This is a genomic window from Thalassomonas actiniarum (assembly GCF_000948975.2).
Taxonomy (GTDB): domain Bacteria; phylum Pseudomonadota; class Gammaproteobacteria; order Enterobacterales; family Alteromonadaceae; genus Thalassomonas; species Thalassomonas actiniarum.
Window position 1 is genome coordinate 3,515,010 of sequence record NZ_CP059735.1, and the last position, 26,614, is coordinate 3,541,623.

Consider the following 26,614-nt stretch of genomic DNA (forward strand, 5'->3'; position numbering starts at 1 on the left):
AAGAAAATTCCCCTAAGATATTTACCACGCCATAGCCGCCAACCTTAGCCCTCGGCCATTAACTGCCTGACAGAGCTTTGCAGGTTTCTCCTGCTGGCATAGACCCCAAGTGCCGCCACCAGCAATAAGATGGCCGACAAGGCAGCCAGCAACCAGATAAAGTTGGGCTGATAAGTTAAAGAAAATTGCGATTGATAGATCAGCAAGCCCGCGATATAAGTACCGGCAATAGCACCGGTTGCGGTGATCAGTGCCGTTACCAGCCACTCAATAACATTCAGGTGCAAACAGGTCGTTTTCGAAAAGCCAAAGCTCATGATGATACTGTTCTTTTTCTTTTCTTTGCCTTCAAGGGCACTGATAGAGGCCAAAATAACAACCGTAGCAAGTAAGACAATCATCAGGGAAAAGCCGCTGATCACTTTAGTGATCATCGCTAGAATAACGTCAAAGCGTTCGGTCAGTTCTTTTAAGGAAACCATACGCAGTGTCGGAAATTTTTGCCAAAGGGTCGGCAATAATGACCATTGCTGCGCTTCAAGCTCTAAACTCGCCATGGAGTAACGGGGGGCTTGAATATGCACCACGCCAGCTTGCGGCATTTGTACCCAAAAGGTAATGGAGCCTGCACCGGGTTTAAAAACATGACTGGCGCTGATATTAAAGGTGATACTTTGCTGGCCGATAAAAAATGTTAACTTATCACCTATATCTAGACCCAAATCTGTCATCACTTCCTGCTCAACGGAAACTTGCTGCCAATGCTGGCTGTTATCCTGTTGTTGCCCCTGTTTATTCCCCTTCTCATTCCCCTGTTCATTCCCCTCTTTTTGCCGCTTCTTATTCCAGTAAAGCCCTTCAGCCACTTCATTATTTTGTGGCAGCGCCTCGTTCCAGTGCAAACGTATCGGCCGGTTAAAGGTTGCCATGCTGTCACTGGGTTTTTGGCTAAATTCAGCAAGACTCTGGCCATTAACCTCAAGCAGTTTGGCGTACATATAAGGCTTGGCCTGGCGGATCTTTACCCCCTGCTCCGCTGCCCAGTGCTCAATATAATCCAGCTGCTGCTCGCTCGCCTGCGACACCATCACATTGCCATCATGCTGTCTTTGATAGGCTGTCATGGTAGCGCCGAGATCTTTAAGCAACATCAGGGTAAACAGGAGTAGAAAAGCGCATAACCCTACCCCTAATATTTGTGTGCTTTTACTGACCAGCCTTTGTTTCATCATAAACAGGGTAAAGGGGATCAAGCCGGAAAAACGCTTGGTAGACTTTTCCCCAAGGGTTAAAGCCCCCCAACTCATCGCTATCATTAAAAGAATAGTGAGTGCGATGGCAGTAACCAGCATCAAGGTTAACAAGCCATTATCTGAATAGGTGGTCGCCACCGCAACCAACACCAGGATGCTGCTCACTTTGCTAACCCAATGGCTCACGCCCTTGTTATTGCCGGTAAACAAACGGGCAACAGAGCTGGTGCGCAGAGAAACCCAAACCGGCGCATGAAAAACGGCAAACACAAAGATCACAAAACCTATGGACTTTAGCGCCGGCCAAAAATGCCACTGCCAGTTTAAATCAATAAAGGTTTCGCTTAACCAGTGAATGATGAAGTAGTGAAAGGCGGTAGAGAACAGCAAAACCACAGGTAACAGGCACACTATGCCCATCAGCCATTTAAAAAATGATACCTGGATACCGGTCGCCTTGGTGACACCAAGACTCATACATATCGCTGAAAAATATTGATCTTTTTTCATATGCACTTGCGCCAGCTGGTCAATGGCAATGGCCGCCATAAAAAACAAAATAATAGATGCCAGCCCGAGAAAATTTTCTGTTCGCTGCCAAAATAGCGCCAGCGGATGCGCCCCTTGCTTATGGTGCATTTGCGCTGCCGGTATAACTTCTTGCTGCCATTTAATCAAACGATTGATTTGCCCGCTATTGGCGGCAATCAGGTAACGGTAGTGAATAAGATCGGCTGCAAACCCCAATGTCTCCATATCCCGGACATGGATCATGGCGCGCATATCAACATTATGCCCTTCCATCAACCTGTCGGGTTCATGATGTAATACCCGCGAAACCTTAAAATGCTGTTCAGCTACCTGAATAACATCGCCAATACTGAGGGATAAACTGGCAAATAACCTGGCATCCGCCCAGATTTCGCCCGGTTTGGGGCCTGAAGCTGTAGCCTGGCCATTAGCCTGCGCTTTATTAGCCAAGCCCTTATCCGACTCAGCCCCCGCAAACAGGCTTTGGGAGGTTAACAACTGCCCCTGCAACGGATATTGCTCGTCTACCGCTTTTAATGTGACTTGCTGCCATTGTCCTTTGTGGGTCAAAGTAGTTTTAATTTGCTCAGTAACGACGATTTCATCGGTTAATTCAGACACAGCAGCTCGCTGCTTTGCCGTTAACGATTGTTGCTGACTGATCACCGCATCAGCCCCCAGCAAACCCTGTAAATTATTATTCAGGTAGTGCTGTATACTTTCGCTCGATTGACCTAAGGTGAGAATAAACAGCAAGAGCACGCCCTGGGTCCAGCGCAATAACCGCTGATGGCTATGTTGATACTCTTGTTTGAAAAAGTGCCAGGCAAGTTTCATATTACTCAGATAAAGGTGAAGTAAATGCTGGTTCGGTTGCTTATTTAACTGATGTGCTAACATGACACCGCCTTAAGCACATCGTTTACCTGCGCTTTGATTTTCCCGCCTGATAATGAAAATATATGCTGAGCGCGATTCGCTAACTCCTCGCTATGGGTAACCACCACCAAGCCGGCATTATTTTCCCGGCAACAGCTAAACAGGATATCGGCTATTTCGGTGGCGCTTTGTTGATCTAAATTACCCGTGGGTTCATCGGCAAAAATAAAGCCAGGCTCAAAAACCAGCGCCCGTGCTATCGCCACCCTTTGCTGTTCACCGCCGCTCAGTTCACTGGGTTTGTGGTTTACCCTATGTGTCAGCCCCACTTTATTTAGCCAAAGCCTGGCTTTATCTTCTGCATGTTTATCACCTCTTAACTTGAGCGGCAATGCAACATTATTCACTGCCGTTAATTCCGGCAACAAATGAAACTGCTGAAAAATAAAACCGATATCTGGCCTTAGAAAGTCCAGGCTTTTCCTTTGCTCCCCTTTCACATAAGCACCTTGCCCGCTGGTGGGACTTTCCAATCCTGACATTAACATCAATAAACTCGACTTACCGGCACCCGAAGGCCCGGTGATCGCATAAGATTGCCCCTGACAAATGGATAAATTAAGTTCCTTGAATAAGGTGACTTTTGATTCGTTTACCTGAAACGATTGACTGACATTTTTTAATTCAATATAGCTGGACATGGCTCAGACCTGTTATTAACTATGATAAGCCCAGCTTAAAGAGGCTAATGTGAAATGAGTGTGAAACGAAAACGAAGCAGATGAAATAAAGTATAAAGCTCAGGCGAGCCCCCTAAAGCCAAAAGCATAAAGCTAATTTACTGTTATGATTTTTCAGTATTTCTTACATCGCTTGTTAGATTTTTACGGTATAGGCAAGTTTGCTGTGCTACCTTAATGGGGCACCATAAAACTTACGGCGACCGCTTTCCCGATAACACACGCGGTTAGCTTGACAACAAAATAAAAGGAACTGCACAGTGGAAAGTAAATTGCCTCACCTTGGCACCAGCATCTTTACCTATATGACGGGATTGGCAAACCAGCATAACGCCCTTAACTTATCCCAGGGCTTTCCCGAATTTGATGCCCCCGTCCTGTTAAAGCAGCGCCTGGCCCATTACAGCGAGCAGGGATTTAACCAGTACTCTCCCTCCAGCGGCATTGCCCCACTGCAAAAGCAAATTTCAGCCCTTATAAAACGTAAATATGGGCTGGATATCGAAGCAGCAGATACCGTCACGGTAACCTCAGGGGCGACAGAAGCCCTGTTTGTCGCCATCCAGGCCATCACCCGCCCCGGCGATGAAATCATCATCTTTGATCCCGCCTATGACTCCTATGAACCGGCAATAGAACTGGCCGGTGGCCGCGCGGTGCATATTGCCCTGCAAGCGCCGGATTATAGCGTCAACTGGCAGCAAGTGGCAGAAGCCGTCAACGATAAAACCCGGGCTATTATCATCAACAGCCCCCATAACCCCAGCGCCAAAACACTAAAAGCAAACGACTTTAAAGCATTAAAAGCCCTGCTGATAAGACATGATCTCTTGCTGATCAGCGATGAAGTATACGAACACATCGCCTTTGATGACACTCCCCATATCAGCGTATTAAACGATGCCGAACTCTTTGCCCGTGCTTTTGTCATCTCCAGCTTCGGTAAAACCTTTCATTGCACCGGCTGGAAAATGGGCTATTGCATCGCCCCGAAACTGCTTACCGCTGAATTTAGGAAAATTCACCAGTATGTCACCTTCTCCAGCTTTACCCCGGCGCAATTGGCACTGGCGGATATGTTAGCGGAACAAGGTGAACATGTGGATGAATTGTCAGGCTTTTATCAACAAAAGCGTGATGTCTTGGTCGATGCCTTACAAGGCAGTCGTTTCACTATTTTACCCAGCGAAGGCACTTATTTTTTACTGTTGGATTATTCTGAAATTTCTCAGCTGGACGATATGGCCTTTTGCGAATATCTGGTCAAGGAAGTGGGCGTAGCGGCGATACCGCTCAGTGTCTTTTACCAAAAGGCCCCGAACGACAAAGTAATCCGCTTATGTTTTGCCAAAAAAGATGAAACCCTGGTGGAGGCGGCAGATAAACTCTGTACCTTGTAGCTAATGGATTTAGTACAGCCTGGTTGCTGCCAGGTTGTACTTGATTAATGGCAAATACCTGGATCAGCAAGATGCTATTGCCTGCTCAACAACCCGATGATATATGTTTGATAATTACTTGAGAAGCGGATGAAATTTGCTTTATTATCGCCTGGAACTTATTCTGTGTTTCGGTTTTCTCTCAATAGAGACGTATAGTTACCGAACTCTGGAAATAAATCCCAATTATCAACAGTCTCTGCAAACGACTCCTTTTGCACTGTTTCGCCATTATTGATATTTCTCCTCTCTATATAGATGCTGCCATTTTCTTCAAAGATAAATGTAGTTGATACGGAACAGTTATCGCTACTATCACTAAATTCGCAGTGAATAGCTTTCGACAAAAATAGTTTTTCATCATTTTTCTTTTTAAAGTCGTAACTTAGGTAACATCTTTTATGTTTATCAAGAAACAATACAGACACCCAACCATCAGCAATATCCACAACTTGATGCTTTTCACCTGAGTAAGAAATTAATGCAATATATGCATCTCCTTCTTTATGCCTCTTTTTTGCTTCTTCTTCTGCTAGAGGAGAAACAGGACTTTTTTTAGCCCTAAACCATTTATCATAATATTCTAATTTCATCAATATATAACTCCGTTAACATCCCTGATTAATATCCCATTATTATTTGCATAATCAAGAACTTTTGTATGTATGGAATGATGTTGTACCGGAATCTCCAAAATCAAATCACCAGTCAACCTTTGGCCACGCAATACTTTAGAATTGAATGTACTATCAGAAATAGTTGCACCACTTGGGTATTTACGTGCTAATTCCTGCAAATAACTAATCCCTGTTTCAGGCTTTATTTTCGATAGCTGAGAGAATTTTCTTGAGACTATTTCAGCTTTGACGTCATCGTATGAATCGACTCTAAATTTCTTACCTTTTGAGTCGATAACTTCAACTTCATTATAGGGATACCTCCCTCGATTAGCTCTATTGAATTCATTACCTGCTTCAAACCTTTCTTTTAAGAAATCAGGCATCCCTCCAGGCTTCTCCCTGGAAGAGTCAACCAACTTACGTAAGTTGTCTACATCACCTTTTTCCAGATTCTCTTGAATTATATCAACAGATAACTCGCCTTCGTCCGTTAACTTGCCTTCAGCCGCAATATCATATAGTTGATCGCTCAGCGCTTCTTCAATGGTACCACTGGTAACGCATTCCGCTAACAGTTTTTTAAGCCTTGCTTTGCCTTTTTCACACAACCCCTTCAAACCCAATGGATCAACCCAATTTACGGGGTTTGGGGTATACTGATACGGGTTGATACCACCGGCAAGACCTATCGGATCCTGATGGATAAAGCGCCTTTGCCTTGGGCAGTAATATCGAAAGCGGCTGTAATGCAGCCCTGATTCCCGATCATAGTATTGCCCCAAAAAACGCAACGGATTGTTTATGGTGCTTACCGGTTTACTGCCTGCTCCCGGGTATGCAGCGTTGCTTGCCCTTGCTAAACCCTGCTTACCAGAAGCGGCATTCCCCTTATCATTCGTTTCTTCATCCGCCCTTTCTTCATGGCGCTCAGCGCCAAAAACATCCTGGTTTTCCCGCCAGAGCACTTCACCATTTTCATCTGTCAGGCAAACAGGCGTGCCAAGTTGATCAAGGTGGTAATAATAAAGGTGTCCGTCTTGAATTAAGGCTATAGGCAGGAAGGTGCCCGGCTGATGGATATACCAGATAAACTTGCCTTTATGATGTTCACCAAGGAGTTGATGATGATCCCAGATAAAATCGGTGCGTCCCTGTCCGGTAATTTTCGCACTACGCCTGCCTAACGCATCGTATTCGTAATGGGTTAAAGTGCCGTTGACATTTATTTGCCTGAGTTGGTTCAGGCCATCAAAAAAGCGTTGCTGTTTTTCCCCCTTCGCCAGACTGGATACCTGGTTGCCGCTGCCGTCATAACCATAGTCGATGCCGCCAAAGCTTAGCAGGCGATCCTTACTGACTTTTATTGTCTGGGTATCTAAAGCGCTATCCGGACTTGAAGCGAGTGTTGCTTCTGCCTGTGCTTCGTTTATGTGGTCACTTTTCCCCTGGCTGGCAGCAACAGGGTTACCAAAAGCATCCCAATGATATTGGCAAGTCTGTTGCTCTTTTGTGCTGATTATCAGCTGGCTGAGGCGGTTATAACGAAAGCTTTGCTCACTCACTTGTTCTTGAAGAACATCAACTGAGCTTTGCTCTCCAGCCTCAATACCCTCAGGCGTTAATGTACCGGTTTGCCTGCTGTATATCAGCTGGTGCAACTCATCATATTGATACTGATGCTGCTCATTAAAAGCAAATACCTGGTCCGTCTTAGCATCAGGAGCATTTAGCCCGGTTGTGTTTTGCCAGTGCTGCCCGATTAAGCGGGAGTAAACATCAAATTCCTGGCTCAGCAAGATGCCGTTGCCCTGCTGTTGTCTGATCAACAACCCCGATGGGTTGTAGCGACGGCTGATCAGCATCTGAGGCGGGGACAGATTTTCATCCCGCACTTTCGCTATATAATCAAGCTGGCTTAATAACCCGTTATTGTCATATTCATAAAGTAAAGTGCTGCCGTCAGGCAGTGTCAGGCTGGCCCGTTGCCCCTTATTGTTATAACCATAATCCAGCGACCAAGGGCCCTGTTGCACCTGTTTGATCTGCCCCGTGCCCGGTCCTGTATGCTCATAACTAAACTGAACCGTACGCTGGCCGTTGTGGGCACGGATCATCCGCCCCAGCAGATCATATTGATAAAAGTCATGGGTGTTTCCCTGCCCGCTGCCGCCAAGCGCAGCCTCGCCGGATTGCGCCTTTGCACCGGCATTTACCGGCCTGGTAGAGGTTTTATCGGCAAAAAAACTGCTTTGCTCAATCATTCGCCCCATATTGTCGCGTTTTCTGCGGATAAAACGCTCACCGCTGTCGTTTATCGCAATGAGTTTATCATTACAGTCGTACTCATAATGCTGCTCCCGGCCATCAAAGCCAATGAGCTTAACCGGCTTTTCGCTGGGACTGTACTCAATTTGGTAGTGCGCGCCGTCACTGCGGCTTATGCCGGTAAGGTTACGCTCGCCGTCATACTGGTATTTCAGGTAACTGCCGTCGGCAAAGGTTTTTTGGCTCGGCTGGTCGAGCCCCTGGTAGTGAAAACGGGTTTCATTCACGGGAAGCAAACCGGGCACAGACTCTATATCTGCACTTTTAACGCTATCAGGCAGTTGTTTACCGATAAGGCGCCCGGCATCATCATAACGATATTTTTGCCTGTTCTTGAGCTCCCCCTTTGCCTGATCATAACTTACCTGTTCAATCAACTGGCCTTTTTCATCCCGGCTAAACTCTGTGATCAACCCCTGGGCGTCTATACTGGCATTGACACGGCCAAGGGCGTCGTAACTGTAGCGCAGCAGTTCATCCCCGCATTGAAGCGCCAGCAGTTCGCCCGAGTCAGACCAGTGATATAAACTGATCACACCACAGGCATCGATTTTTTGCTTCAACAGCCCCGAAGCCGTATAAAGATAACGAATACTGCGGCCATCAGGGCCGGTTTGCGATAATAAACGTCCGGTGGCATCAAAACGCCGCTTATGCTGCTGCCCCAGCGGATCCAGAGTTAAAATACGCTTCCCCAGGGCATTATAGAAATAGCGGGTTTTACCGCCGTCTGCGCTGGTCACTTCACTGAGCTGCCCCTGCTCGTTATAACGATAAAGGGTAGCATTGCCGGCGGCATCGGTTTGCCTGACTTTTCGGCCGGCGCCATCATAATCTGTCTCTGTGGTAAAGCCCCGCTGATCGGTATGGGCCACCAGTAAGTGTCGGCGATCATGAACAAAGTGTTCAACATTGCCCCGGCTGTCAGTGCTGGTAGATAATTGCCCCCTGGGGTGGTCCTGGTAAGTAAAACAGTATTGATAAGCCCCTTCATCCCCCCATTGTTTAACACATTTAGCCTCGATGCCCTGCCCCTGCCATTGAAAATAATGGCAAAATCCCGACGGCCGGATACGGCGCTTTAATAAATGGCCGTCAAAGTACTGATAGCGTTCAACCAGGCCCTGGTCGTCAATAGCAGCAATCAACGCCTGGTTGTCATCATATTGATAGCTGGCAAGAAACCCGGGCAGCAGCTGCTGTTTACCCTCTTCATTAAGCACATAGGCAGCAATGCGCAATAGATTATTGTCCTGATTATATTGCAGCACTAATCCCCTTTTGGGGCTGCAGGCAATGCGCACCAAGTGCTGGTGTTCATCATAATACAGGGCGTGCTCCTGACCATGACAATTACTGATGGATTCCAGTAACCACTCCCCGTGGCTTTCACCCGCTTTTGGGGAGTGCTCCTTATTGTCCGGGCCTTTGACAAAAGTCCAGTGGCTGTCATCGGGCCTGATCAACACTTGCTTACCGTCCCCCTGGTGATAAAGACTTAACCCGGAAGATAACTGCACACTGGTTTGCCCGCGTTTAACCTGGTCAAACACATGCACCCGGCCTTCTTCATCGGTTAGCTCTAAGAAGTACCTTCCTGGCTTTTTGGGACCAACTTTCGGCGGTGCCTGGTATTTTTCCACCAGTTGCAGGCAAAAGTTGTGACGCCAGCCATAGCCTAAGCCAACATTCACATTGGTTTTACTGCTACGGTATAAACGGCGCCAGCTAAGGGGCCACACCCCATTCAACTGAAAATCCACCAGCGGCAAGATTTCTTCACCCGTGAGCATAGACACGGGATCAGAGCGACACTCCTGCTGTTCTATCGACACTTCGGTATCGGTGTGATTAGTGCGGTTACCGCTAGAAAGACTGTTTTCGTCTGATTTTCCCTGGCTCTTACTCAGCACTTTTCCGGCTTCGCTGCCACCGGATGTCTCAGCCTTGTTCTCTTTGCCGCTAAGGGATTCTTCGCCTGAATAGAGATAAGGCTTTTCTTGTTCGGTATAAAACCTCAGTAACCCCTGCTTTAAACACTCACTGAGCTTAGGCGCTACCGTCCTGGCAGTGTAGGACGCCGAAGTGCCGATCGATTCCAATAAACCACAGGCATGGTTCAGGGCATGAAGGTTTTGTGCCAAATGAGGGGAGATTTCCCGTACCAGGGCGTCGGCATTGCTCTGGGTAGCACAAGCGACAAGTTTAAACCCGGCGGGTGGCTTGTCCTTTTTGGGTAAAATAATAATATGGCGGTTAAAGCCGTGAAAATGGAATATAGTCACATCCGTGTCAATCCTGTTTGCTCTCAATCCGTGAGTCAAATAAACAACTGGTTGATATTAGCGCGGTCAATTAAAATTAGCCACTCTTTAAGGGCAAATCAAATATATTTATCTCATTCCACCTGGCGCGCACTTGGCTGTTATTAACGGCCATAACCTGCTTCTATGAGCTATAAAAACTTTAATACTGTTCAAAGCCCCTCTGCGGATAGATGATTAATTCAGCTAATGATTATTCTACTCTTACTGCGGACAAAGGTTGCTGATATGAACATTTCACATACAAACGACAATGAACAAAACGATGATAACGAATGCGAATATACCAAGGCGTTTTTGAAAGAGTCCTCAGACAGTCCTGCGGTTAAAAACAGTGATGCGGCAATTAATAAAGTATTTGAATTGTTGGCTGACGCAACCCCAAATTACGTTTTAGGCTATAACTAACCACCAGGCAGATACTGATGGTTAGTTAAGATATCATGATTTTAAATAAGCTAGCTCTGGCAAGATTGTTTATTAACGGACAAACTTGCCGGCAAGTTTATCGGTATATTGTCCCTGCTTTATGACCAACTGGCCGTTAACCAGCACATATTCGACTCCTGAAGAATACTTATTCCACCGGGAAAAGTCGGCATTGGCTGCCAGGTTTTGCTCATCAAAAACAATAATATCGGCCTGGTAACCTTGCGCCAGTATACCCCTGTTTTGCAAGCCGAGTATTTTTGCGGTTTGCCCCGAGCTTTTCTTAATAAACTCTCCCAAGGTTAACAGGCCCTTTTTCACCACATATTCCTGGTATTTTTTCGGGAAGCTGGCGTATTTGCGCGGATGTCCGTTAGTGCCGTCCGACGATGTCACCACCCAGGGCTGCACCATAAAGTTTTCAACATCCTGAGGCGACATATTAAATGAGGCGACCCTGACATCTCCTTGTTGTACCAGGGCTATTGCGGCAGTTACCGCGTCAACCGCGCGCATTGAAGCAACCTCTTCCAGGGTTAAACCAACCAAGGCATTATCTTTAAAAGCGGTGATCAGCAATGCACCCGGGCCGCCGCGGCGGCGGATGTTTTCTTTAATTTCACGGCGCAGCTTTTCGGACAGTTCAGGATTATTTAAGCGCTTAAAAAAGGCCTGCTTTGAGTCCGCCATCGCCCATTTCGGCATGACCGCACTGTGCAATAAGGTACCCGAGGCCAACCAGGGATATTGGTCGGCAGAAATACTTAAACCGCTTGCCTGCGCCTGTTCTATTTTCTTAATTGCATCAGTGCTTTGCCCCCAAACATCTACGCCGAGTGCCTTAATATGGGCCAGATGTAAATGAATATCGGCGCTTTTGGCAATAAAAATAGCCTCATCCAGGGCAGCGGAAAAGCCGATATTAAAGGTGCTTTCATCCCGCAAATGGGTATCGTAAATGCCGTTATATTGGCTGGCAATTTTTGCCAGAGTTACCACTTCTTCGGTATTGGCAAAACTGCCGGGCACGTAATAAAGACCGGTGGATAAACCTAATGCGCCTGCCTGCATCGCTTGGTTAAGCAATGCCGACATTTGCTCCAACTCCTGGTCTGTGGCAAAACGCGGCGCCCGTCCCATGACCTGCTCCCGCACGCTGCCATGACCGACCAAAAGCGCAACGTTCGTGCCGATGCCGTTTGCTTCCAGGGACTTTGCCGTTTTAGCAATATCCACAGGTCCTGCGCCATCGTTACCATTGACCACTGTGGTCACCCCCTGGGTAAGATAATTCAGATTATGATTTTTATCCCGGCTGGATAATTCCTCCAGGGTATGGGTATGAGGATCGATAAAACCCGGACTGACGATTTTTCCCCGGGCATTAATAACCTCAGCGGCGGCAATTTTTTCACTGCCACTTGGGTAAAGGCCGCAGATTTTTTCACCGCAAACGGCAATATCCAACATTTGCTCATGGGTGCCAATACCTGTGTATACCCGGCCTCCGGTGATCAAAATATCTGCGCTTGCAACAGGCGACGAAAGGTTTGCCTGCTCGTTTCCTCTATTATCAGCGGCTTTATAAGAAAACGAGCAGCCTGTCAACAACACAGCCAATGAAATAACGGCCAGAGAGGTTAAATTCATGTTATTCATCACCTGATTAATCCTGCGCTTGGGTCGCCAACATAGTGGTCATTAGGGTATTCGCGGCTTCAACCGCCAGCTTATCGATAAAACCTCTGTCGGTTTCATCCCCCATTTCATAGGTAATGGCGTGCACCTTAAAGGTATCGGCAATGTATTGTTTAAACACCCCTTTATCGGGATTATTGCCCGGTTTCTGAATCACTTGAAAATCAGGATATGCACCGGCGATAGCCTGCTGCAGGGCAGTTAGCCAATCATTCACCAATTGCGGATTTTCCAGGCCATAATCATGGGGCATGCTGTAAAAAATATCTTTACGGGTGGAATGAAAATCTACCGCCATGGCAATTTTTTGTTTATCGGCGACCAGGGCGGTCAAATAATCATTAACCGCTGAAGACTCAGGTTGCTGAAACGTTTTCCAATCCCGGTTTAAGTCAACGCCGTTGACATTATGACGCCAGTTGCCAAGATAAACCCCGTCCGGGTTCAGGTTCGGCACCACCAGAATATTAAAGCGCTCCCTGAAACTTAGCGCCAACGGGCTAACACCAAGCAAGGTTTCTGTAAACGGGAACATGGCCAGCGCGCCGGTCAGTTCCGGCGGGTGCTGCCTGCCTAAGATCACCAGCCATTCTTTGCCCTCGCCCCTGGCACTGAGGCCATAAATGGGACGCTCCTGCACTGAGTGGCCGATGACCCCTTGCTCGACAATCTGATGAGCAGCCAGATTTTTTCCCCACTGGTAATAATCAACATTGGAAATAATCTCCTGTCCCGAAATCCAGGCCGCTTGACTGCTGGCAGCCAGGCTCAGCCGCATTTTTCTGTTATTCACCGTATAAGGCTGCTTTTGCCAGTGTTTACCGTCGCGGCTGATTTTAGGCTGGTATCTGTGTTTGCCGTCATTTACCTGCATCACAATATTCACGGTTTGCGGCTGTTTGGCAGTCACTTTAAAGCTATACCAGGGGCTGTCGTTAATCGGGGTATTTTCGGGGTTGAAAGTTAACAAAAAAGTATCCTGGCTCACTTGCTGGCACTGGGCCAGGCGGCCGCCGGAAAAGTCGGTGGCAAACTCCACATTGCTGAATTTGCAGGCATATCCATAAGCGCTGATCAGCATCAGCAGGCAGAAATTTAAAAGTCGAAACATTAAGCACCTGTTCTTTTAAAAAATAAAAAGGCTTGTTAAAAAAGACCCGCTATTGCGGGTCCGTTTGGCCGTTAATGGGCAAATCATAAATGATGATTAAAACTTCTTATTCACATTCATGTAGAAATAACGCCCCAGGCTCGAATGCACGCTGGAGTTATAACCAAAGGTTTCATCGGCAATCGGCGGCTCTTTATCGCCGATATTTTTAATGCCAAAGGTCACTTTAGTGTTATCCAAAACATCTTTGGGCAAACGGTAGTGCACATAGGCATCCACTTTAGAAAAGCTTTTCACCTGATATTTAAAGTCTTCTTCCCCTATGCTGTAGTCTAGGCTGGTATCTTCAAAACCGCCGACATAACGGTATTTTAAACCGGCTCCCCAGGCGCCGTTTTTCCAGTCAATTGACGAAGTCACCCGCCATTCCGGCCGGCCGTCCTGCTCGACCAGATCGCCGCTGCCGGTAATGGTGACTTCTTCTCCCCGATATTGCAGCGCCTCAACCAGGGCGGCATCACCGGAGTTTTGCGCGGCAATCACCTGCGCGGTGATGTCATCTGCTTCCTGGTAAAACTTGGTTAACTTGGCAGCATTGGTTTTAAATTTAAAATCACCCCAGTGGGTGTCCAGATCATAACTGATGCTAAAGTCGACCCCGGCCACTTCCCTGTCCTGCAAATTAATATAATCGTTGACTACAGCCACCACTTCATTGTCATCGCCGCCGCGGGTCACCACAGGGTTACCACCGCCGTTAGGATCCTGATGGCGCAGCAAGGCATCGTATAACAGCTGGGTTTGCGAGTGAATAAGACCAACGGTATCACTTTGATCCAGCTGCCACCAGTCGGCGGTCAGGGTCAGGTTTTGCGTCGGCTGCACCACAAAACCCCAGCTTAAGCTTTCACTTTCTTCCGGTTTTAAGGTATCGCTGCCGCTGCGCACTTCCAGCACGCCATAGCGGGTATCTGTCATCGGATCGTTGCGGTTGTTGACCCGGGAAATATCTACCGCGACCACCTGGGGTAAACCCGGGGCTTTAAAACCTTCGGCATAGGAAGCACGAAACTGCACATAATCATTGATGATCCATGACAAGGCCGCTTTCGGCTTTAAAATATCACCGACATCGGAAAAACGTTCATAACGCGCCGCCAGCTGCATATCCAGGCGCTCAACAAAAGGCAGGCCTTCCAGCAAAGGAATGGCAAGTTCACCATAAGCCGAGAACACGTTGCGACTGCCGCTGGCATCCGGCGTAGGGCTACTGCCGAGTACGACACTGGCATATTGGTCTACCTCTTTGGCGCCGCCGACAATATCAAGGAAAGACTCGCTGGTATTGAGCGCATCGGAGCGCACATCGGAAAAGCTTTCGTAGCGGTACTCTATGCCGGAGGCAAAACCGACATCCCCCGCCGGTAATTCAAAAATATCGCCCTTGGAGATTTTAAAATCCATCAGCGCCAGCTCGGTTTCACTGTCGCGCACCACATCGATCATAAAGTTGTCGATCACCGATTGGCTGTTGCCGGTCGGATCGCCGACATTGGTATTGTTGACATCGGCGCCGTTGAAAACATCATAAGCCGTTGCCTGATCTGTGCTGTTGATCGCTTGCTGAAACCTCTGGGTATGAATGCGGTTCGCTTTATCTTCTGTAGTCGCCTTGGAATAAAGCAGCGCACTGTCCCAATCCCAGTCGTTGAAATAACCGCGCAGGCCGGTTAATAGCCGGTAGCTCTTGTCCGTGACCTTGATATTACGTGGTCCGGTATCCACGGGACGATATTTTCTCAAATCCACGGTTTCGCCAAAGGGGTTATAAAAAGCATCGGCGGCTATGGTAAAGCGCTGGGAAGTTAAATTGGCGGTCTGCTCGCGCACCCGCTCTGCCTCGGCGTAATAATAAAGCGCCTCGGCATAAAGCTCTGTGTTCTCACTAAGATCATGGGTCAAAAGGCCGTAAAAGTTCGCACGTTCTATACCCGAGCTTAATGAGCGTTCGCTGTTTCTGTCGTAGCCGTCACTTGTTGGCTGACTGCCTTGGTCGACACAGACACCTTCAACACCTAAGGTTGTGGTCGGGTTACCCAGGTCATCCGAGTCTTCACAACCGGATAAGGTATCCGGCTGTAAATGGAAGGTGCTTAAACTTGAAGTGCGAAACTCCCCCCAGGGGGTGGAAGAATTTAAACCATTTAAGTCGCTGTTATAAATGGGATTGCCATCATCGTCTGTACCGGTAATGCCCACTTCATCGGGAAAGCGGCTATTGCCGCGTAAGTCTGAGCTGGCAGCATAGGACTTCTCGCTGGCCATGATCATTTCCCGCTTATAATAACCACCAGAAAAGGACAAATGACTCTTGTCGTCGTTAAAATAAAAGCCGGTTGCGCCGCTCAGGTTAAGGGTATCGCGTGGCGTGCCCTCCTCACTGCCGTAATTGACATTAAGCTCACTGCCTTCGTAATCATCTTTAAGGGCGTAATTGACCACACCTGCCACCGCATCTGAGCCGTAGATGGCAGCAGCGCCGTCACGTAACACTTCCACTCTTTTTAAACCGCGCACCGGCAAGGTATTGGCATTGGCCGTGGTTACCGGCACAAAATTCTCAGATTGTGTGCCCGGGTGCAGCACCAGGCGGCGGCCGTTAAGCAAGACCAAGGTATTGCCTGTGCCCAGGCCGCGCAGGTTATAGGAAGAGACATCGCCGCGGGCATCATTGACACCGCCGACCACCCGGGAGCTGTTAAAGGCGACATCCCCTTGCTGTGGAATATCCGCCAGTAATTCGGCGCCGGAAACCGCGCCGCTGTTTTCTATATCTTCTGCCGAAATGGCGGTGACCGGCAAGGCGCCGGTATCATGGTTCACTTTGATATGTGAGCCGATAACACTGATGCGTTCCACCTTCTTTTCAGCGGCATTTTTTTGCTGGTTATGGGTTTGCTGGCTGTCAGCCTGCTGACCATAAGCCAAGCCTGCCACACCTGCCTGGGCTGCCAACGCGGAAATTACACATAAGCTAAGATGCTTTAATTTATGTTTATATTGAGGTACAGAGCTTTGTTTCATCATTGTCACCGCCATCAGTTGTATGTTTTATATTTTGCCGACTGTTGAACCAGCCGATTATTGTTATAGCTGACACCTTGCCCAATAATTTCCCCGAGCACCATTGACTCTTCGTTAACACCCCATAACCTGAAGTTATACAAGTAGCATCCAGTTGCTATCAATATAGTCTCCAGCACCCTACTCAGGAGAAATTTTTCTTAAAAACGGCCACATATGCCGTTTTAAACGGGTAACAACTCCAGGTACAACTTTTGGTTATGGCTTTGCCAATAATATGAACTGCTGCTCGTTGGATCATGCCGGTACACTCATCTCCTTATGCCCGGTTCATAAACCGATCACAACCCTGACTAACCAATAAATAGAAACCCGTAATAAACGGAGCTGCGCTTATGACAATAGACATTGCCATTACCGAAACGTTATTAATTTCACTGCTCATTCTCTTTGCCGGCTATGGCTTGAACAGTAAAATTCCTTTTTTGAGAAACAATAACATTCCAGAACCCGTCGTCGGCGGCATCCTCTTTTCCCTGCTACTTGCCATCGCCCACAGCAGCTTTGACCTGACTATTGAATTTAACATGGCGTTGAAAACCCCGCTGATGACATTGTTTTTTACCACGGTTGGGCTGGGCGCCAGCTACAGCCTGCTGCTTAAAGGCGGTCCTAAAGTCGCCCTTTTCCTGGGCATCGCCACGATATATATACTGTTACAAAATGCCCTCGGCATCTCGATAGCCGCCGCAACCGGTTTAACCCCCTTAATGGGGTTGATCGGCGGCTCGGTCACTTTGTCCGGTGGCCACGGTAACGGCGCAACCTACGCCGATTTGTTTATCAGCGAATACGGCATGCCGGGCAATGTCTTCGAACTGGCGATGGCGGCTGCAACCTTTGGCCTGATCCTCGGCGGACTGGCGGGCGGCCCGGTCAGTAAGCGGCTGATTGAAAAACATCGGCTCAAAGCCCCGGATTATCATGAATCCCTTGACGATACCGTCACCTTTGACCCGGAAGATCATGACCGCGTCACCCCGAAAAAGATGATGGAAACCTTATTTATCATCCTGCTGTGTATGGCTTTGGGACAAGTGGCCTACCAGGAATTAAAAGCTATGGCCATCGTACTGCCCGCGTTTTTAGTGCCGCTGCTTTTTGGCGTACTGGCCACCAATATCTGTGAGGCCACTAAAGTTTATAAGATCAGCCGCGCCTGCATCGATCTCTGGGGCACGATGGCGCTGTCGATCTTTTTAGCCATGGCATTAATGTCGTTAAAAGTCTGGGAGTTAGCCAGTTTAGCCGGCCCAATGATGTTGATGATCCTGGCGCAAACCGTTATGTTGATGTTATTTGCCTATTTCATTACTTTCAGATTAATGGGAAAAAATTACGATGCGGCGATTATGGCGGGTGGCCATTGCGGTTTTGGTTTGGGGGCAACACCAACGGCGGTAGCCAATATGGAAGCCCTGGTGAGCCGGCACGGCCCTTCGCCGCAGGCTTTTCTGGTGGTGCCTATGGTGGGCGCCTTTTTTATTGATATCAGCAATGCCTTGATTATTCAGCTATATTTGAGTTTGCCCTTATTTGGCAACTAGCTGGCGGCTAGTTAGCGACTAGCAAATGTTAACACTTATACTTGAACAAAGATTTTACTGAGGACGTTAAATGCGCTTAAGACATATCGAAATTTTCCATGCCATTTATACCACCGGCTCCATCACCAATGCCGCAAAAATGCTGCATGTCTCCCAGCCTTCGGTCAGCAAAGTTTTATCACATGCCGAATTGCAGCTGGGTTTCAACTTATTTGAACGGGTCAAAGGCCGGCTGATCCCCACCGACGAAGCGGAAATGCTGTTCGATGAAGTTGATAAGATCTACCAGCAAATGCGCGCAATAAAAAATACCGCCGAAAACATCAAAAAATCCGAGTTCGGCGCCATCAGCCTGGGGGTGACCCCGGCGCTGGGCTTTGATGCCATTCCCGGGGTCATTGCCGATTACCACCGGGACTACCCCAATGTCACTTTCGATATCCAGACCCTGCACAACGACGCCGTACTACAAGCCCTGCTTGAGCATAAATGCGACCTGGCGGTACTGTTTTCACCCAACAGTATGCCGGGTATCAGCACAAAAACCTTGTCCCAGTCTGAGCTGGTGATCGTTTATCCCAAGGAAAAATTTCCCCACTGCCCGGAAAAACTGACCTTAAGCCAGGTATGCGAAGATGAATTTATCGATATCAGCGACAGCGGCCCCTTAGGCGACATGCTGTGGGCGCGCATTATGGAAGAAAATATTGCCTTTAACGCATCGATTAAAGTACAAACCTATTTTATCGCCGCTCGCCTGGTCGCCCGGGGATTAGGGATTTGCGTGGTGGATCGTTTCACCGCACAAGGTAACCTGGCAGACAATGTTGCCATCGCCTCCTTTGATCCGCCGCTGACTTTTAGCGTCAGCGCCGTGCATCTTGAAAACCGCAGTTTATCAAAAGTCATTGATGAGTTCCTGCCGTACTTAAGCAAAGGAATTTCAAGTACTTAACCCGGTTCATAACCCGGGGTTATGATCGAAAAAAACCTTCTTACTTTTAATGATGGCCCACAGGAGTAAGCTCAGATTAACAATAATTCTGTTATTTACGCTTTTACTTTTAGGAACTTCATTATGCACATAGCTTCTCCTTACCTGTTGTTTATCGGTGACGCCACAGATCAACTTTCCATCAAAATGGCACGCGGCGTAGCCGACTGGCGCCCCGAATTGTGCATAGCAGAATACAGTGTCCAGGGTTGTACCGTCACCACCGGCCTTGAACAGCTGGATATCAAACAAGCGGCGGCCCGGGGAGCTAAATCCTTTGTATTAGGCTTTGCCAACAGCGGCGGAGTGCTGGATAAAAAATGGCTGCCCTACATTATTGAAGCCCTGGAAAGCGGCATGGATATCGTCAGCGGTTTGCACGATAAACTCAGCGACTTCCCCGAAGTTGCCGCAAAAGCGAAAGCATGTAACCGGCAATTATGGGATATCCGTCATCCCGAGGCAGAATTTGTCACCGGCACCGGAGTAAAACGCCCGGGCAAACGTTTACTGACCGTGGGGACAGACTGTTCGGTGGGTAAAATGTACACATCGCTGAGCCTGGAAAAATCGATGAAAAAAGCCGGTGTTGACGTAGATTTTCGCGCTACCGGACAATGCGGCATCTTGATCGCCGGCAGCGGCGTTGCCATAGATTGTGTAGTATCCGACTTTTTATCCGGCGCCAGCGAGTCCCTTTCACCGGCGGCAAGCGATGATCACTGGGATATTATCGAAGGCCAGGGATCCTTATCCCATCCGGCTTTTGCCGGTGTCAGCCTCGGGCTGTTACACGGCTCCCAGCCCGATGCCCTGGTGATCTGCCATGATCTCAACCGCGTTCATATGCGCGGCCTGCCGGGCAGCCAGTTGCCGAGCATAGCAAAAACCATAGAGCTCAACCTCGAAGCAGCAAAACTTACCAACCCGGACGCCAAAGTCATCGGCATAACGGTCAATACTTCCAGCGTCAGCGTTGAGGAAGGCAAAAACATTTGTGCGCACCTGGGTAAAGAATTTTCCCTGCCTTGTGTTGATCCGCTGCGCGACAGCGCAGACAGCATAGTCGCAGCCCTTTTAACCAGAGACAGTGCCAACACAAGCACGGCAACCGGAGCGATAACAGCATGAGCATGGAAAAGTACCAAGCCGCTCCCGTCACTGGCACAGGTACAGCGTCAGGCACAACATTAACCGTTCAGGTATTTAGCCAGCAATTGCCGTTAAAGTCGGTTTTTCGCATTGCCCGCGGGGCTAAAACCCAGGCGGAGGTGATCCTGGTGGCGATATCCGATGGCCGCCATACCGGCTGGGGGGAAGCCGTGCCCTATGGCCGCTATCATGAATCGGTTGCCGGGGTTAGCCAGCAAATAAAGACCCTGCCGCTGGACACTATTAACGGCAAAAAGCTCACTGATGCTGTTCCTGCCGATAAAGCCTTTGAAGCCTTGATAGCCAAGCTGCCTGCCGGTGCGGCGCGTAATGCCTTAGATTGTGCCTGGTGGGATCTGAAGGCCAAACGCCAGGAAAACACGGTGGCATCACTTTTATCCCTGCCCCCGGCAATCCCCTGCATCAGCGCCCAAACCTTAAGTATCGATACACCACAGGCGATGGCCGCAGCCGTGGCCAAGCTGGATAATCCGCCGCTGGTCAAGGTAAAACTCGATAATAACAATATTATCGGCAAAATGACCGCCATCAAGCAGGCTGCCCCGTGCAGCCAGTTTATTGTTGATGCCAATGAAGGCTGGTCGCTTGATGACTTGCAAAGCTGCGGTGCAGCGTTAAAAGCTTTAGATGTTATTTTAATTGAACAGCCCTTGCCCGCGGGAAAAGATCAGGCATTGATAGATTTTGCCTCCCCCGTTCCCTTGTGTGCAGACGAGTCATGCCATACCCGGGCTGAGCTGGACTATCTTAAAAACCGCTACCAGGTAGTCAATATCAAGCTGGATAAAACCGGCGGCCTGAGCGAAGCCGTGTTGCTGGCCCAAGCAGCCAAGGCCATGGGTTTTGACATTATGCTCGGCTGCATGGTGGCAAGCTCCTTAGCGATGGCACCGGCATCCCTGTTATCCCCATATGCGCAATATGTCGATTTGGACGGGCCCTTATTGATAAGTGATGACCGTCACTATGGCTTCGCATTTACCCGGGGCTTGATGCAGCCGTTAAACACTGACCTCTGGGGCGGCCCGAACAGAAACACTGAGTTGCACAACTTGCTGGAGCAATAACTCACAGGCTTAATTGATGGCGATAAAGCAGTATCATTAAAGTTCGGCTTTGTCTCTGATAGCTGCCGTTAATGGCCAGCAAGGCAAGATCAGAGCATTTAACGGCTTTTGCCTTGCTGGCCATTGAACACAACTGAAGGTAAGCAAAACAGGCGTTTTATCAAATCACTGTTACACTAAATTGCATGGACTTATCTGCTAAAATAGAGCGTAAGTAATGCCAAATAAAAGAAAACCCGAAAAGGAACAACAAGCAAAGACAAGTGTAGCGGAGGCTGCCATATCAGAAACACCCGCAGCAGAAGATGAACTCGAACAGCTCAGGAACCTTGTCTTTGGCGCAGCCCGGCAAAAGTTAGTCACGCAAATCACGTCAATGCACAACGAACTTAAACAAGCCCTCAGCACACAAGAACAAAGCTTCTGTGATCGTATCAGCAAACTGCAGCAAAACATTGAACAGCAATTTTCACAGATGGATAAAAAAATACAATTGCTGGACAAAGCACATAATAACACCGAAGCCGACTTGCAAAAGAGCCTTACCGGCTTAGCCTCAGAGCATGAAACCTTTGCCGCCACCACAGAGCATGACTTTAAAGAGATGGACAAATCCCTCAACAATGAAAGTACCTTGCTGGCAAACAGCTTTAACGAAAAACTCGAACAGCTAAATGCCCACCTTGAAGAGGTTTCAAAAGAGCTCAGTTCATCAAAAACCGACCGTAAAACCCTGGCGAAACTGCTGGCGACCATGGCAACTAACCTAGAAGATGACCAGTTGTAATGACAAAAAAAGCCTCAGCAGCGCAGGACATAGAACAAGTTAGAACACTGATACTGGGAAAAGAAAACCGCTTAATCACAGAAACCATCAGAAAAGAAGCCCGCAACACGGTCAGCAATGTCCTCACGGAAGCATTGCACGACAGGCAAAACAAAGACGGTTCGGTTGACAAGGTCATACAGCCCCTGGTGGAAGACGCCGTCAAACATTCGGTCAGCCACAACCGCGAACGCTTAGTCAGCTCTTTATACCCTTTAGTCGGCAGTTTAGTCAGAAAGTCCGTCACCGCTTTTTTAGCCGACTTTATGGAGAAAACCAATCAGCTGATAGAAAACAGCCTGACCATTAAGGGAGTAAAGTGGCGTATAAAAGCATGGCAATGCGGGGTCAGCTTTGCCCAATATGCCGCCTCACAAACCTTTGTTTACCGCGTTGAACATATATTGCTCATACACAGGGAAACCGGCTTATTGCTCAATGCTGTTGCTTTAGACAATAGCGGTAAAAGTGATCCCGACCTGATCTCTTCCATGCTGACGGCGATCAATGATTTTGTCGGCGACTCATTTTTAGCCAATGAAGACGGGTTAAAAGAGCAGCTGCAATCGGTGAGCACAGATAATTTCAGCCTGTTAATAAAACCGGGGCCGTGCGCTCTGGTGGTTGCCGCCGTGACCGGCAATGCCCCGCAACAAGTCAGTGACCAGCTGCAGCTGACGCTGGAAGAGATTCATCGCTTATATCTCGATGCACTCAATAACTTTGACGGCGATGATCAGGGCTTTGAAAACTCAGACAACCTGCTGCGCGATTGCTTATTATCCGAACAAAAAGCGTCGGAAACAAGCGAGAAAAAAGCGACCTGGCCGGCGTGGATTTTGCTGGTGCTTGCCCTGTCTTTTATCGGTTTCCAGGCAGTCACCTGGTTGAACAACCAACAGCTGGCAGCAAAGATCCGACAACTGGATCAGCAAGCCGGCATTGTCATCAAACAACTGAAAGTAGTCGCTGACAATCAAGTGTATCTGGAGGTTTTGCGCGATCCGGATGCTATCGCCGTCAGCGACTGGTTTAAAAAAAACAACCTCTCCCTTACCGGCCTAAAAGCCAGCGAGCGCCGTTATTATTCTCTTGATCCCGACATTTTATACGTTCGTGCCCGGCAAATTCTCAAACCATATCCGGATATAAACATCCGCTGGCAAAACCAGCTACTGTCACTGTCGGGCACACTGGCACTAACCAAAAAAGAAAAACTGTTAAATGCCCTGTCAATCGCCGGGTTTACTGAAGGGATAAATTTAAACACACAGCAATTAAAACTTGCTGCAACAATAACACCCGATACAGGCAATGAAATCAAGCGGCAAGTTTTTAACACCCTGGTTGGCCGTATCTCCTCGATGCAAGTGGACTTTGCCGTAGCCAGTGAAGAAGTCAGCCAGCAAATGCAATTTTCCCTGCTGCGCCTCTATCAGGACATTAGCCGGCTAACAATATTGGCACAAGAGCTTAAGCTAAGTTTCGCCCTGGTCATTATCGGCTGCAGCGATAATAGCGGCAATAAAGCGACTAACCGGAGATTAAGCCTTAAAAGAGCCGAAAATGTCGCACAAGCTTTAACTCAATTGGGACTGAACAAACACAGCATGTTTGTTACCGGGATAGGAGAAGTGGATATTGCCCAAGTCAGCAAGAGCGCAAGGAAGGTAATGTTTAACCTGCTGGTAACCAGGGAGCCCTGAGAAAAAACCATAAAAAAGCCGTTTTAAAACAAGTATATCATTTAGCAAAGAGCAGTCGAGACGATAAATACGGCAGCATACGCTACACTTGCCCTATTACATATAAAATAACGGGTAAGCCAATATAGAGAGAGGATACATTGATCCAAAAAAAAATTTGCCTGTTAGGCGCCTCAAGTGTAGGTAAAACCAGCTTAGTCAAACAATTTGTCGAAGGGATTTTTGACGAGAAATACCTGACAAGCATTGGCGTGAAAGTCGATAAAAAAATGGTTTCTTTAGCAGACAAACAAGTACAATTAATGCTGTGGGATATTGAAGGCCATGACCGCTACCATGCATATCAGGAACGTTATTTACGCGGAGCTGCAGCCTACATCATAGTAGTAGACCAAACCCGGACCTCATCGCTGCTGGAAGGGGTTGATATCCATACCCTCGCCCGCCAAACCACTAACTGCCCGGCAATACTGGCAATCAATAAAAATGACTTACCCGCTGCCTGGCACTTGGATGACAGCGAATATAAAACCATTGCTCCCCTGTTCGAACTGCAATTTTCCACCAGTGCCAAAACCGGCGAGCAAGTGGAAGCGATGTTCTTCGCCATAGCCAAGCTAGTGTACAGGAACAAAAAAGATGACATCACAACTTAACCATGTGCTTAATGCGATGGATCAGCTGGTACTGGAAGTCATCGACAGCACAACATGTTCGGTTAGATTAATTGGCGGCGACAGTGATTGGGCAAAAGCGTTATTTCCACAATTAGCCTCTCAACAAGCTTTTATAATCACCGATGAGACCCCTTTTTTACTCGACTTTTTACATGACGCCAGACAAGTTTGGTGTGGCCAGCTTGATACCCGGCTAAGATCCGGTTTTTGGACCGAGGTCACGCAAAACAAAACAGAATTACATTTAGAAGCCATAGCGATCAAAAAAAAGCAGAAAAATTTACTGGTGATCGCCAACCAATACGAAGACTTTAAACTTCAGCAGCATACCAAACAATTGGCGCGGGAATTACTGCTGTCCAACGACCGGCTTTTTTTACAAAACGAATACCTGCGCTCGCGTTTACTCTCCCTGTTTAAACAGCCGCCAGAGCAAAGTGCCCTGCCGGCAACACTCACCAAGATCATCGAAAATGCCGACTTTTCCGTGATCATTACCGATAACAAGTTAACGCCCCTGGTAGAAAACTCAGCGGCCAGTAGCTTATTCAAAGAAGAGCAACCCTTTCAAATCCAGCCGGCCAAGCCGATAGATATCATCTTAAAGCTGATGAAAAATCAGTTACCCGAATATGATCGGATATTGTCAACCAAATCCCATTGGGATGGCGAGTTATGCTGGATGTCGCCGCCGTCGACTTTAAAGTGGCTCAAAATATCTTTCTATCCGGTAAAAAGCAAACTCAACGAAGTCGAGAACTGGATAGTGTTTGCCAACGACATCAGTACAATTAAACATTTAGTACAACGAAATGAACAACTTGCATTACAAGATATGCTCACCGAACTGCCCAATCGTTTTTCTTTCTGGCAAACCCTGGAAAAACACATCGCATCGGCAAAAGCCTTCTATTTGTTATATATAGATATTAATAACTTCAGGCGGCACAATGAGTTTTACGGCCACAATGAAGGTGATAAGTTATTGATAGAATGCGGTAAACGCATTAAAAGCGTGATCAAGGCTTCCGACTTTATCGCCAGGGTCGGCGGTGATGAATTTACCGTGATCCTAACCGACATTGATAATCGCCAAGCCTGCGAAATAGCAATACAGCGTATTATCGGCCATATCAAGAAGCCCTTTATCACCAGTAAAGGAGAAGCCTTCACTATCAGTATCAGTATTGGTGCGGCGAACTTTCCCAATGACGCTAAAACCGCTGCAGACCTGATGAAATTCATTGATTTAAGCGCATACAACGGCAAGAGAAATAACAAAAATTCGATACAGTTCTATTCCCAGTCCATGAGAGACTCTTCACACCAGTTGATACAATTAGAGCATGAATTAAGACTGGCCATCAAAAACAATGAATTTGAATTATTTCTGCAGCCGATAGTTGACTTGGCAAAAAATAATATAACCAAGGCAGAAGCGCTGATCCGCTGGAACCACCCGAAAAAAGGCATGATCAGTCCGGATAAATTCATCCCGGTGGCAGAAAAAAGCGATTTAATTATTGCCCTCGGTGAATGGGTTATTCAAAGAGCCTGCCAGATGGTAAAAAAACTCGCCAAACTTGGCTATAACATAAAAATTTCCATGAACCTCTCTTCGGCACAAGTCACCGACAACAATTTATTTTCATACCTGCACGCCTGTGTAAAAAATTATAAAATCGACCCCTGCCTGCTGGAGGTGGAGGTCACCGAAGGTGTGCTGGTGGATGATTATTCTGTCGCCAATAAATTACTCAGCAAAGTCAGAACTATAGGCATGAGTGTTTCCGTCGATGATTTTGGTACCGGCTATAGCTCGTTAAGCTATCTAAAACAACTGCCGCTGGATTTTTTAAAAATCGACCGCTCATTTATCAATGATATCGTCACCGATGATAACGACAAAGCCATAGTGAAGGCGGTTATTGCCCTGGCACATAATCTTAATTTATGCGTGATCGCAGAAGGCGTAGAAACCCAGGAGCAATTGAGCTTCCTTACCGATAATGCCTGTAATTCCGTGCAGGGCTATCTCTTTAGCCGTCCGGTGCAATTTAACGCGTTCGTTGAACTGCTGAAAAAACACCCACACACCTAGCCCCGCTCAACGGGGCCGGTATATTAACGC

18 protein-coding genes are annotated in these 26,614 nt (G+C 47.7%); 10 read left to right on the top strand and 8 right to left on the bottom strand.

From position 1 onward, the window contains the following. Positions 1-44: 44 nt before the first annotated feature. The gene (locus SG35_RS15360) at positions 45-2,684 is read right to left on the bottom strand and encodes an ABC transporter permease (RefSeq protein ID WP_044834893.1); all 2,640 of its coding nucleotides are present in this window, start codon (positions 2,682-2,684) and stop codon (positions 45-47) included. Further along, positions 2,678-3,364, bottom strand: a complete 687-nt coding sequence (locus tag SG35_RS15365) for an ABC transporter ATP-binding protein (RefSeq protein ID WP_044834892.1) — start codon at positions 3,362-3,364, stop codon at positions 2,678-2,680. Before SG35_RS15365 ends, SG35_RS15360 begins: the two co-directional genes overlap by 7 nt. Positions 3,365-3,663: 299 nt before the next feature. Between SG35_RS15365 and SG35_RS15370 the strand changes: the two genes are divergently transcribed. Next, positions 3,664-4,803, top strand: a complete 1,140-nt coding sequence (locus SG35_RS15370; protein ID WP_084692910.1) for a methionine aminotransferase — start codon at positions 3,664-3,666, stop codon at positions 4,801-4,803. Positions 4,804-4,961: 158 nt separating this feature from the next. Here SG35_RS15370 and SG35_RS15375 read toward each other — a convergent pair whose 3' ends face one another. Together SG35_RS15375 and SG35_RS15380 are read right to left on the bottom strand one after the other, a co-directional pair. Further along, positions 4,962-5,435 (bottom strand): hypothetical protein, encoded by a 474-nt coding sequence (locus SG35_RS15375; RefSeq protein WP_044834891.1) that lies wholly within the window; start codon positions 5,433-5,435, stop codon positions 4,962-4,964. Further along, positions 5,435-10,072, bottom strand: coding sequence for an RHS repeat-associated core domain-containing protein (locus SG35_RS15380; protein WP_053043306.1), 4,638 nt, complete (start codon positions 10,070-10,072; stop codon positions 5,435-5,437). Before SG35_RS15380 ends, SG35_RS15375 begins: the two co-directional genes overlap by 1 nt. 267 nt (positions 10,073-10,339) lie before the next feature. Between SG35_RS15380 and SG35_RS15385 the strand changes: the two genes are divergently transcribed. Continuing rightward, positions 10,340-10,519 carry a hypothetical protein gene (locus SG35_RS15385; RefSeq protein WP_044834890.1) on the top strand — a complete coding sequence of 60 codons (180 nt, stop codon included), beginning with the start codon at positions 10,340-10,342 and terminating at the stop codon, positions 10,517-10,519. A gap of 72 nt (positions 10,520-10,591) precedes the next feature. Here SG35_RS15385 and SG35_RS15390 read toward each other — a convergent pair whose 3' ends face one another. From SG35_RS15390 to SG35_RS15400, 3 genes are all read right to left on the bottom strand, one after another. After that, positions 10,592-12,190: an N-acyl-D-amino-acid deacylase family protein gene (locus SG35_RS15390; RefSeq protein ID WP_044834947.1), complete on the bottom strand. Its 1,599-nt coding sequence runs from the start codon at positions 12,188-12,190 to the stop codon at positions 10,592-10,594. Positions 12,191-12,206: 16 nt separating this feature from the next. Next, positions 12,207-13,349: a M14 family metallopeptidase gene (locus SG35_RS15395; RefSeq protein ID WP_044834889.1), complete on the bottom strand. Its 1,143-nt coding sequence runs from the start codon at positions 13,347-13,349 to the stop codon at positions 12,207-12,209. Positions 13,350-13,445: 96 nt separating this feature from the next. Beyond that, positions 13,446-16,433 (bottom strand): TonB-dependent receptor domain-containing protein, encoded by a 2,988-nt coding sequence (locus tag SG35_RS15400; RefSeq protein ID WP_044834946.1) that lies wholly within the window; start codon positions 16,431-16,433, stop codon positions 13,446-13,448. 395 nt (positions 16,434-16,828) lie between these two features. On the opposite strand from SG35_RS15400, the gene gltS reads away from it, so the two are divergent. The 4 genes from gltS (at position 16,829) to dgcA (ending at position 21,274) form a co-directional block, all read left to right on the top strand. Next, positions 16,829-18,040 carry a sodium/glutamate symporter gene (gene gltS / locus SG35_RS15405; protein ID WP_044834888.1) on the top strand — a complete coding sequence of 404 codons (1,212 nt, stop codon included), beginning with the start codon at positions 16,829-16,831 and terminating at the stop codon, positions 18,038-18,040. Positions 18,041-18,110: 70 nt separating this feature from the next. Next, positions 18,111-18,995 carry a LysR family transcriptional regulator gene (locus tag SG35_RS15410; protein WP_044834887.1) on the top strand — a complete coding sequence of 295 codons (885 nt, stop codon included), beginning with the start codon at positions 18,111-18,113 and terminating at the stop codon, positions 18,993-18,995. 123 nt (positions 18,996-19,118) lie between these two features. After that, positions 19,119-20,165 (top strand): N-acetyltransferase DgcN, encoded by a 1,047-nt coding sequence (dgcN, locus tag SG35_RS15415; protein WP_044834886.1) that lies wholly within the window; start codon positions 19,119-19,121, stop codon positions 20,163-20,165. Next, entirely contained in the window at positions 20,162-21,274 is a 1,113-nt protein-coding gene (gene dgcA / locus SG35_RS15420; RefSeq protein WP_236702664.1) for an N-acetyl-D-Glu racemase DgcA, read from the top strand. Before dgcN ends, dgcA begins: the two co-directional genes overlap by 4 nt. A 1-nt stretch (position 21,275) precedes the next feature. On the opposite strand, the gene SG35_RS15425 is transcribed toward dgcA, so the two are convergent. Next, positions 21,276-21,398: a hypothetical protein gene (locus SG35_RS15425; protein ID WP_269082196.1), complete on the bottom strand. Its 123-nt coding sequence runs from the start codon at positions 21,396-21,398 to the stop codon at positions 21,276-21,278. A gap of 93 nt (positions 21,399-21,491) precedes the next feature. On the opposite strand from SG35_RS15425, the gene SG35_RS15430 reads away from it, so the two are divergent. The 4 genes from SG35_RS15430 (at position 21,492) to SG35_RS15445 (ending at position 26,584) form a co-directional block, all read left to right on the top strand. Then, complete coding sequence (locus SG35_RS15430; protein ID WP_044834885.1) at positions 21,492-22,061, top strand: hypothetical protein; 570 nt, start codon at positions 21,492-21,494, stop codon at positions 22,059-22,061. Beyond that, positions 22,061-23,806 carry an OmpA family protein gene (locus tag SG35_RS15435; RefSeq protein WP_044834884.1) on the top strand — a complete coding sequence of 582 codons (1,746 nt, stop codon included), beginning with the start codon at positions 22,061-22,063 and terminating at the stop codon, positions 23,804-23,806. The genes SG35_RS15430 and SG35_RS15435 overlap by 1 nt, the downstream gene beginning before the upstream one ends. Before the next feature lie 140 nt (positions 23,807-23,946). Next, positions 23,947-24,462 (top strand): Rab family GTPase, encoded by a 516-nt coding sequence (locus SG35_RS15440; RefSeq protein WP_044834883.1) that lies wholly within the window; start codon positions 23,947-23,949, stop codon positions 24,460-24,462. Beyond that, positions 24,446-26,584, top strand: a complete 2,139-nt coding sequence (locus tag SG35_RS15445; protein WP_053043305.1) for a putative bifunctional diguanylate cyclase/phosphodiesterase — start codon at positions 24,446-24,448, stop codon at positions 26,582-26,584. The genes SG35_RS15440 and SG35_RS15445 overlap by 17 nt, the downstream gene beginning before the upstream one ends. Positions 26,585-26,614 lie beyond the last annotated feature (30 nt).

Bases quoted from the DNA above. Each gene is read 5' to 3' on its own strand.
- SG35_RS15360 (WP_044834893.1), bottom strand. From the start codon at position 2,684: ATGTTAGCACATCAGTTAAATAAGCAACCGAACCAGCATTTACTTCAC.
- SG35_RS15365 (WP_044834892.1), bottom strand. From the start codon at position 3,364: ATGTCCAGCTATATTGAATTAAAAAATGTCAGTCAATCGTTTCAGGTA.
- SG35_RS15375 (WP_044834891.1), bottom strand. From the start codon at position 5,435: ATGAAATTAGAATATTATGATAAATGGTTTAGGGCTAAAAAAAGTCCT.
- SG35_RS15385 (WP_044834890.1), top strand. From the start codon at position 10,340: ATGAACATTTCACATACAAACGACAATGAACAAAACGATGATAACGAA.
- SG35_RS15390 (WP_044834947.1), bottom strand. From the start codon at position 12,190: ATGAATTTAACCTCTCTGGCCGTTATTTCATTGGCTGTGTTGTTGACA.
- SG35_RS15395 (WP_044834889.1), bottom strand. From the start codon at position 13,349: ATGTTTCGACTTTTAAATTTCTGCCTGCTGATGCTGATCAGCGCTTAT.
- SG35_RS15400 (WP_044834946.1), bottom strand. From the start codon at position 16,433: ATGAAACAAAGCTCTGTACCTCAATATAAACATAAATTAAAGCATCTT.
- gltS (WP_044834888.1), top strand. From the start codon at position 16,829: ATGACAATAGACATTGCCATTACCGAAACGTTATTAATTTCACTGCTC.
- SG35_RS15410 (WP_044834887.1), top strand. From the start codon at position 18,111: ATGCGCTTAAGACATATCGAAATTTTCCATGCCATTTATACCACCGGC.
- dgcN (WP_044834886.1), top strand. From the start codon at position 19,119: ATGCACATAGCTTCTCCTTACCTGTTGTTTATCGGTGACGCCACAGAT.
- dgcA (WP_236702664.1), top strand. From the start codon at position 20,162: ATGAGCATGGAAAAGTACCAAGCCGCTCCCGTCACTGGCACAGGTACA.
- SG35_RS15425 (WP_269082196.1), bottom strand. From the start codon at position 21,398: ATGGCCAGCAAGGCAAAAGCCGTTAAATGCTCTGATCTTGCCTTGCTG.
- SG35_RS15430 (WP_044834885.1), top strand. From the start codon at position 21,492: ATGCCAAATAAAAGAAAACCCGAAAAGGAACAACAAGCAAAGACAAGT.
- SG35_RS15435 (WP_044834884.1), top strand. From the start codon at position 22,061: ATGACAAAAAAAGCCTCAGCAGCGCAGGACATAGAACAAGTTAGAACA.
- SG35_RS15445 (WP_053043305.1), top strand. From the start codon at position 24,446: ATGACATCACAACTTAACCATGTGCTTAATGCGATGGATCAGCTGGTA.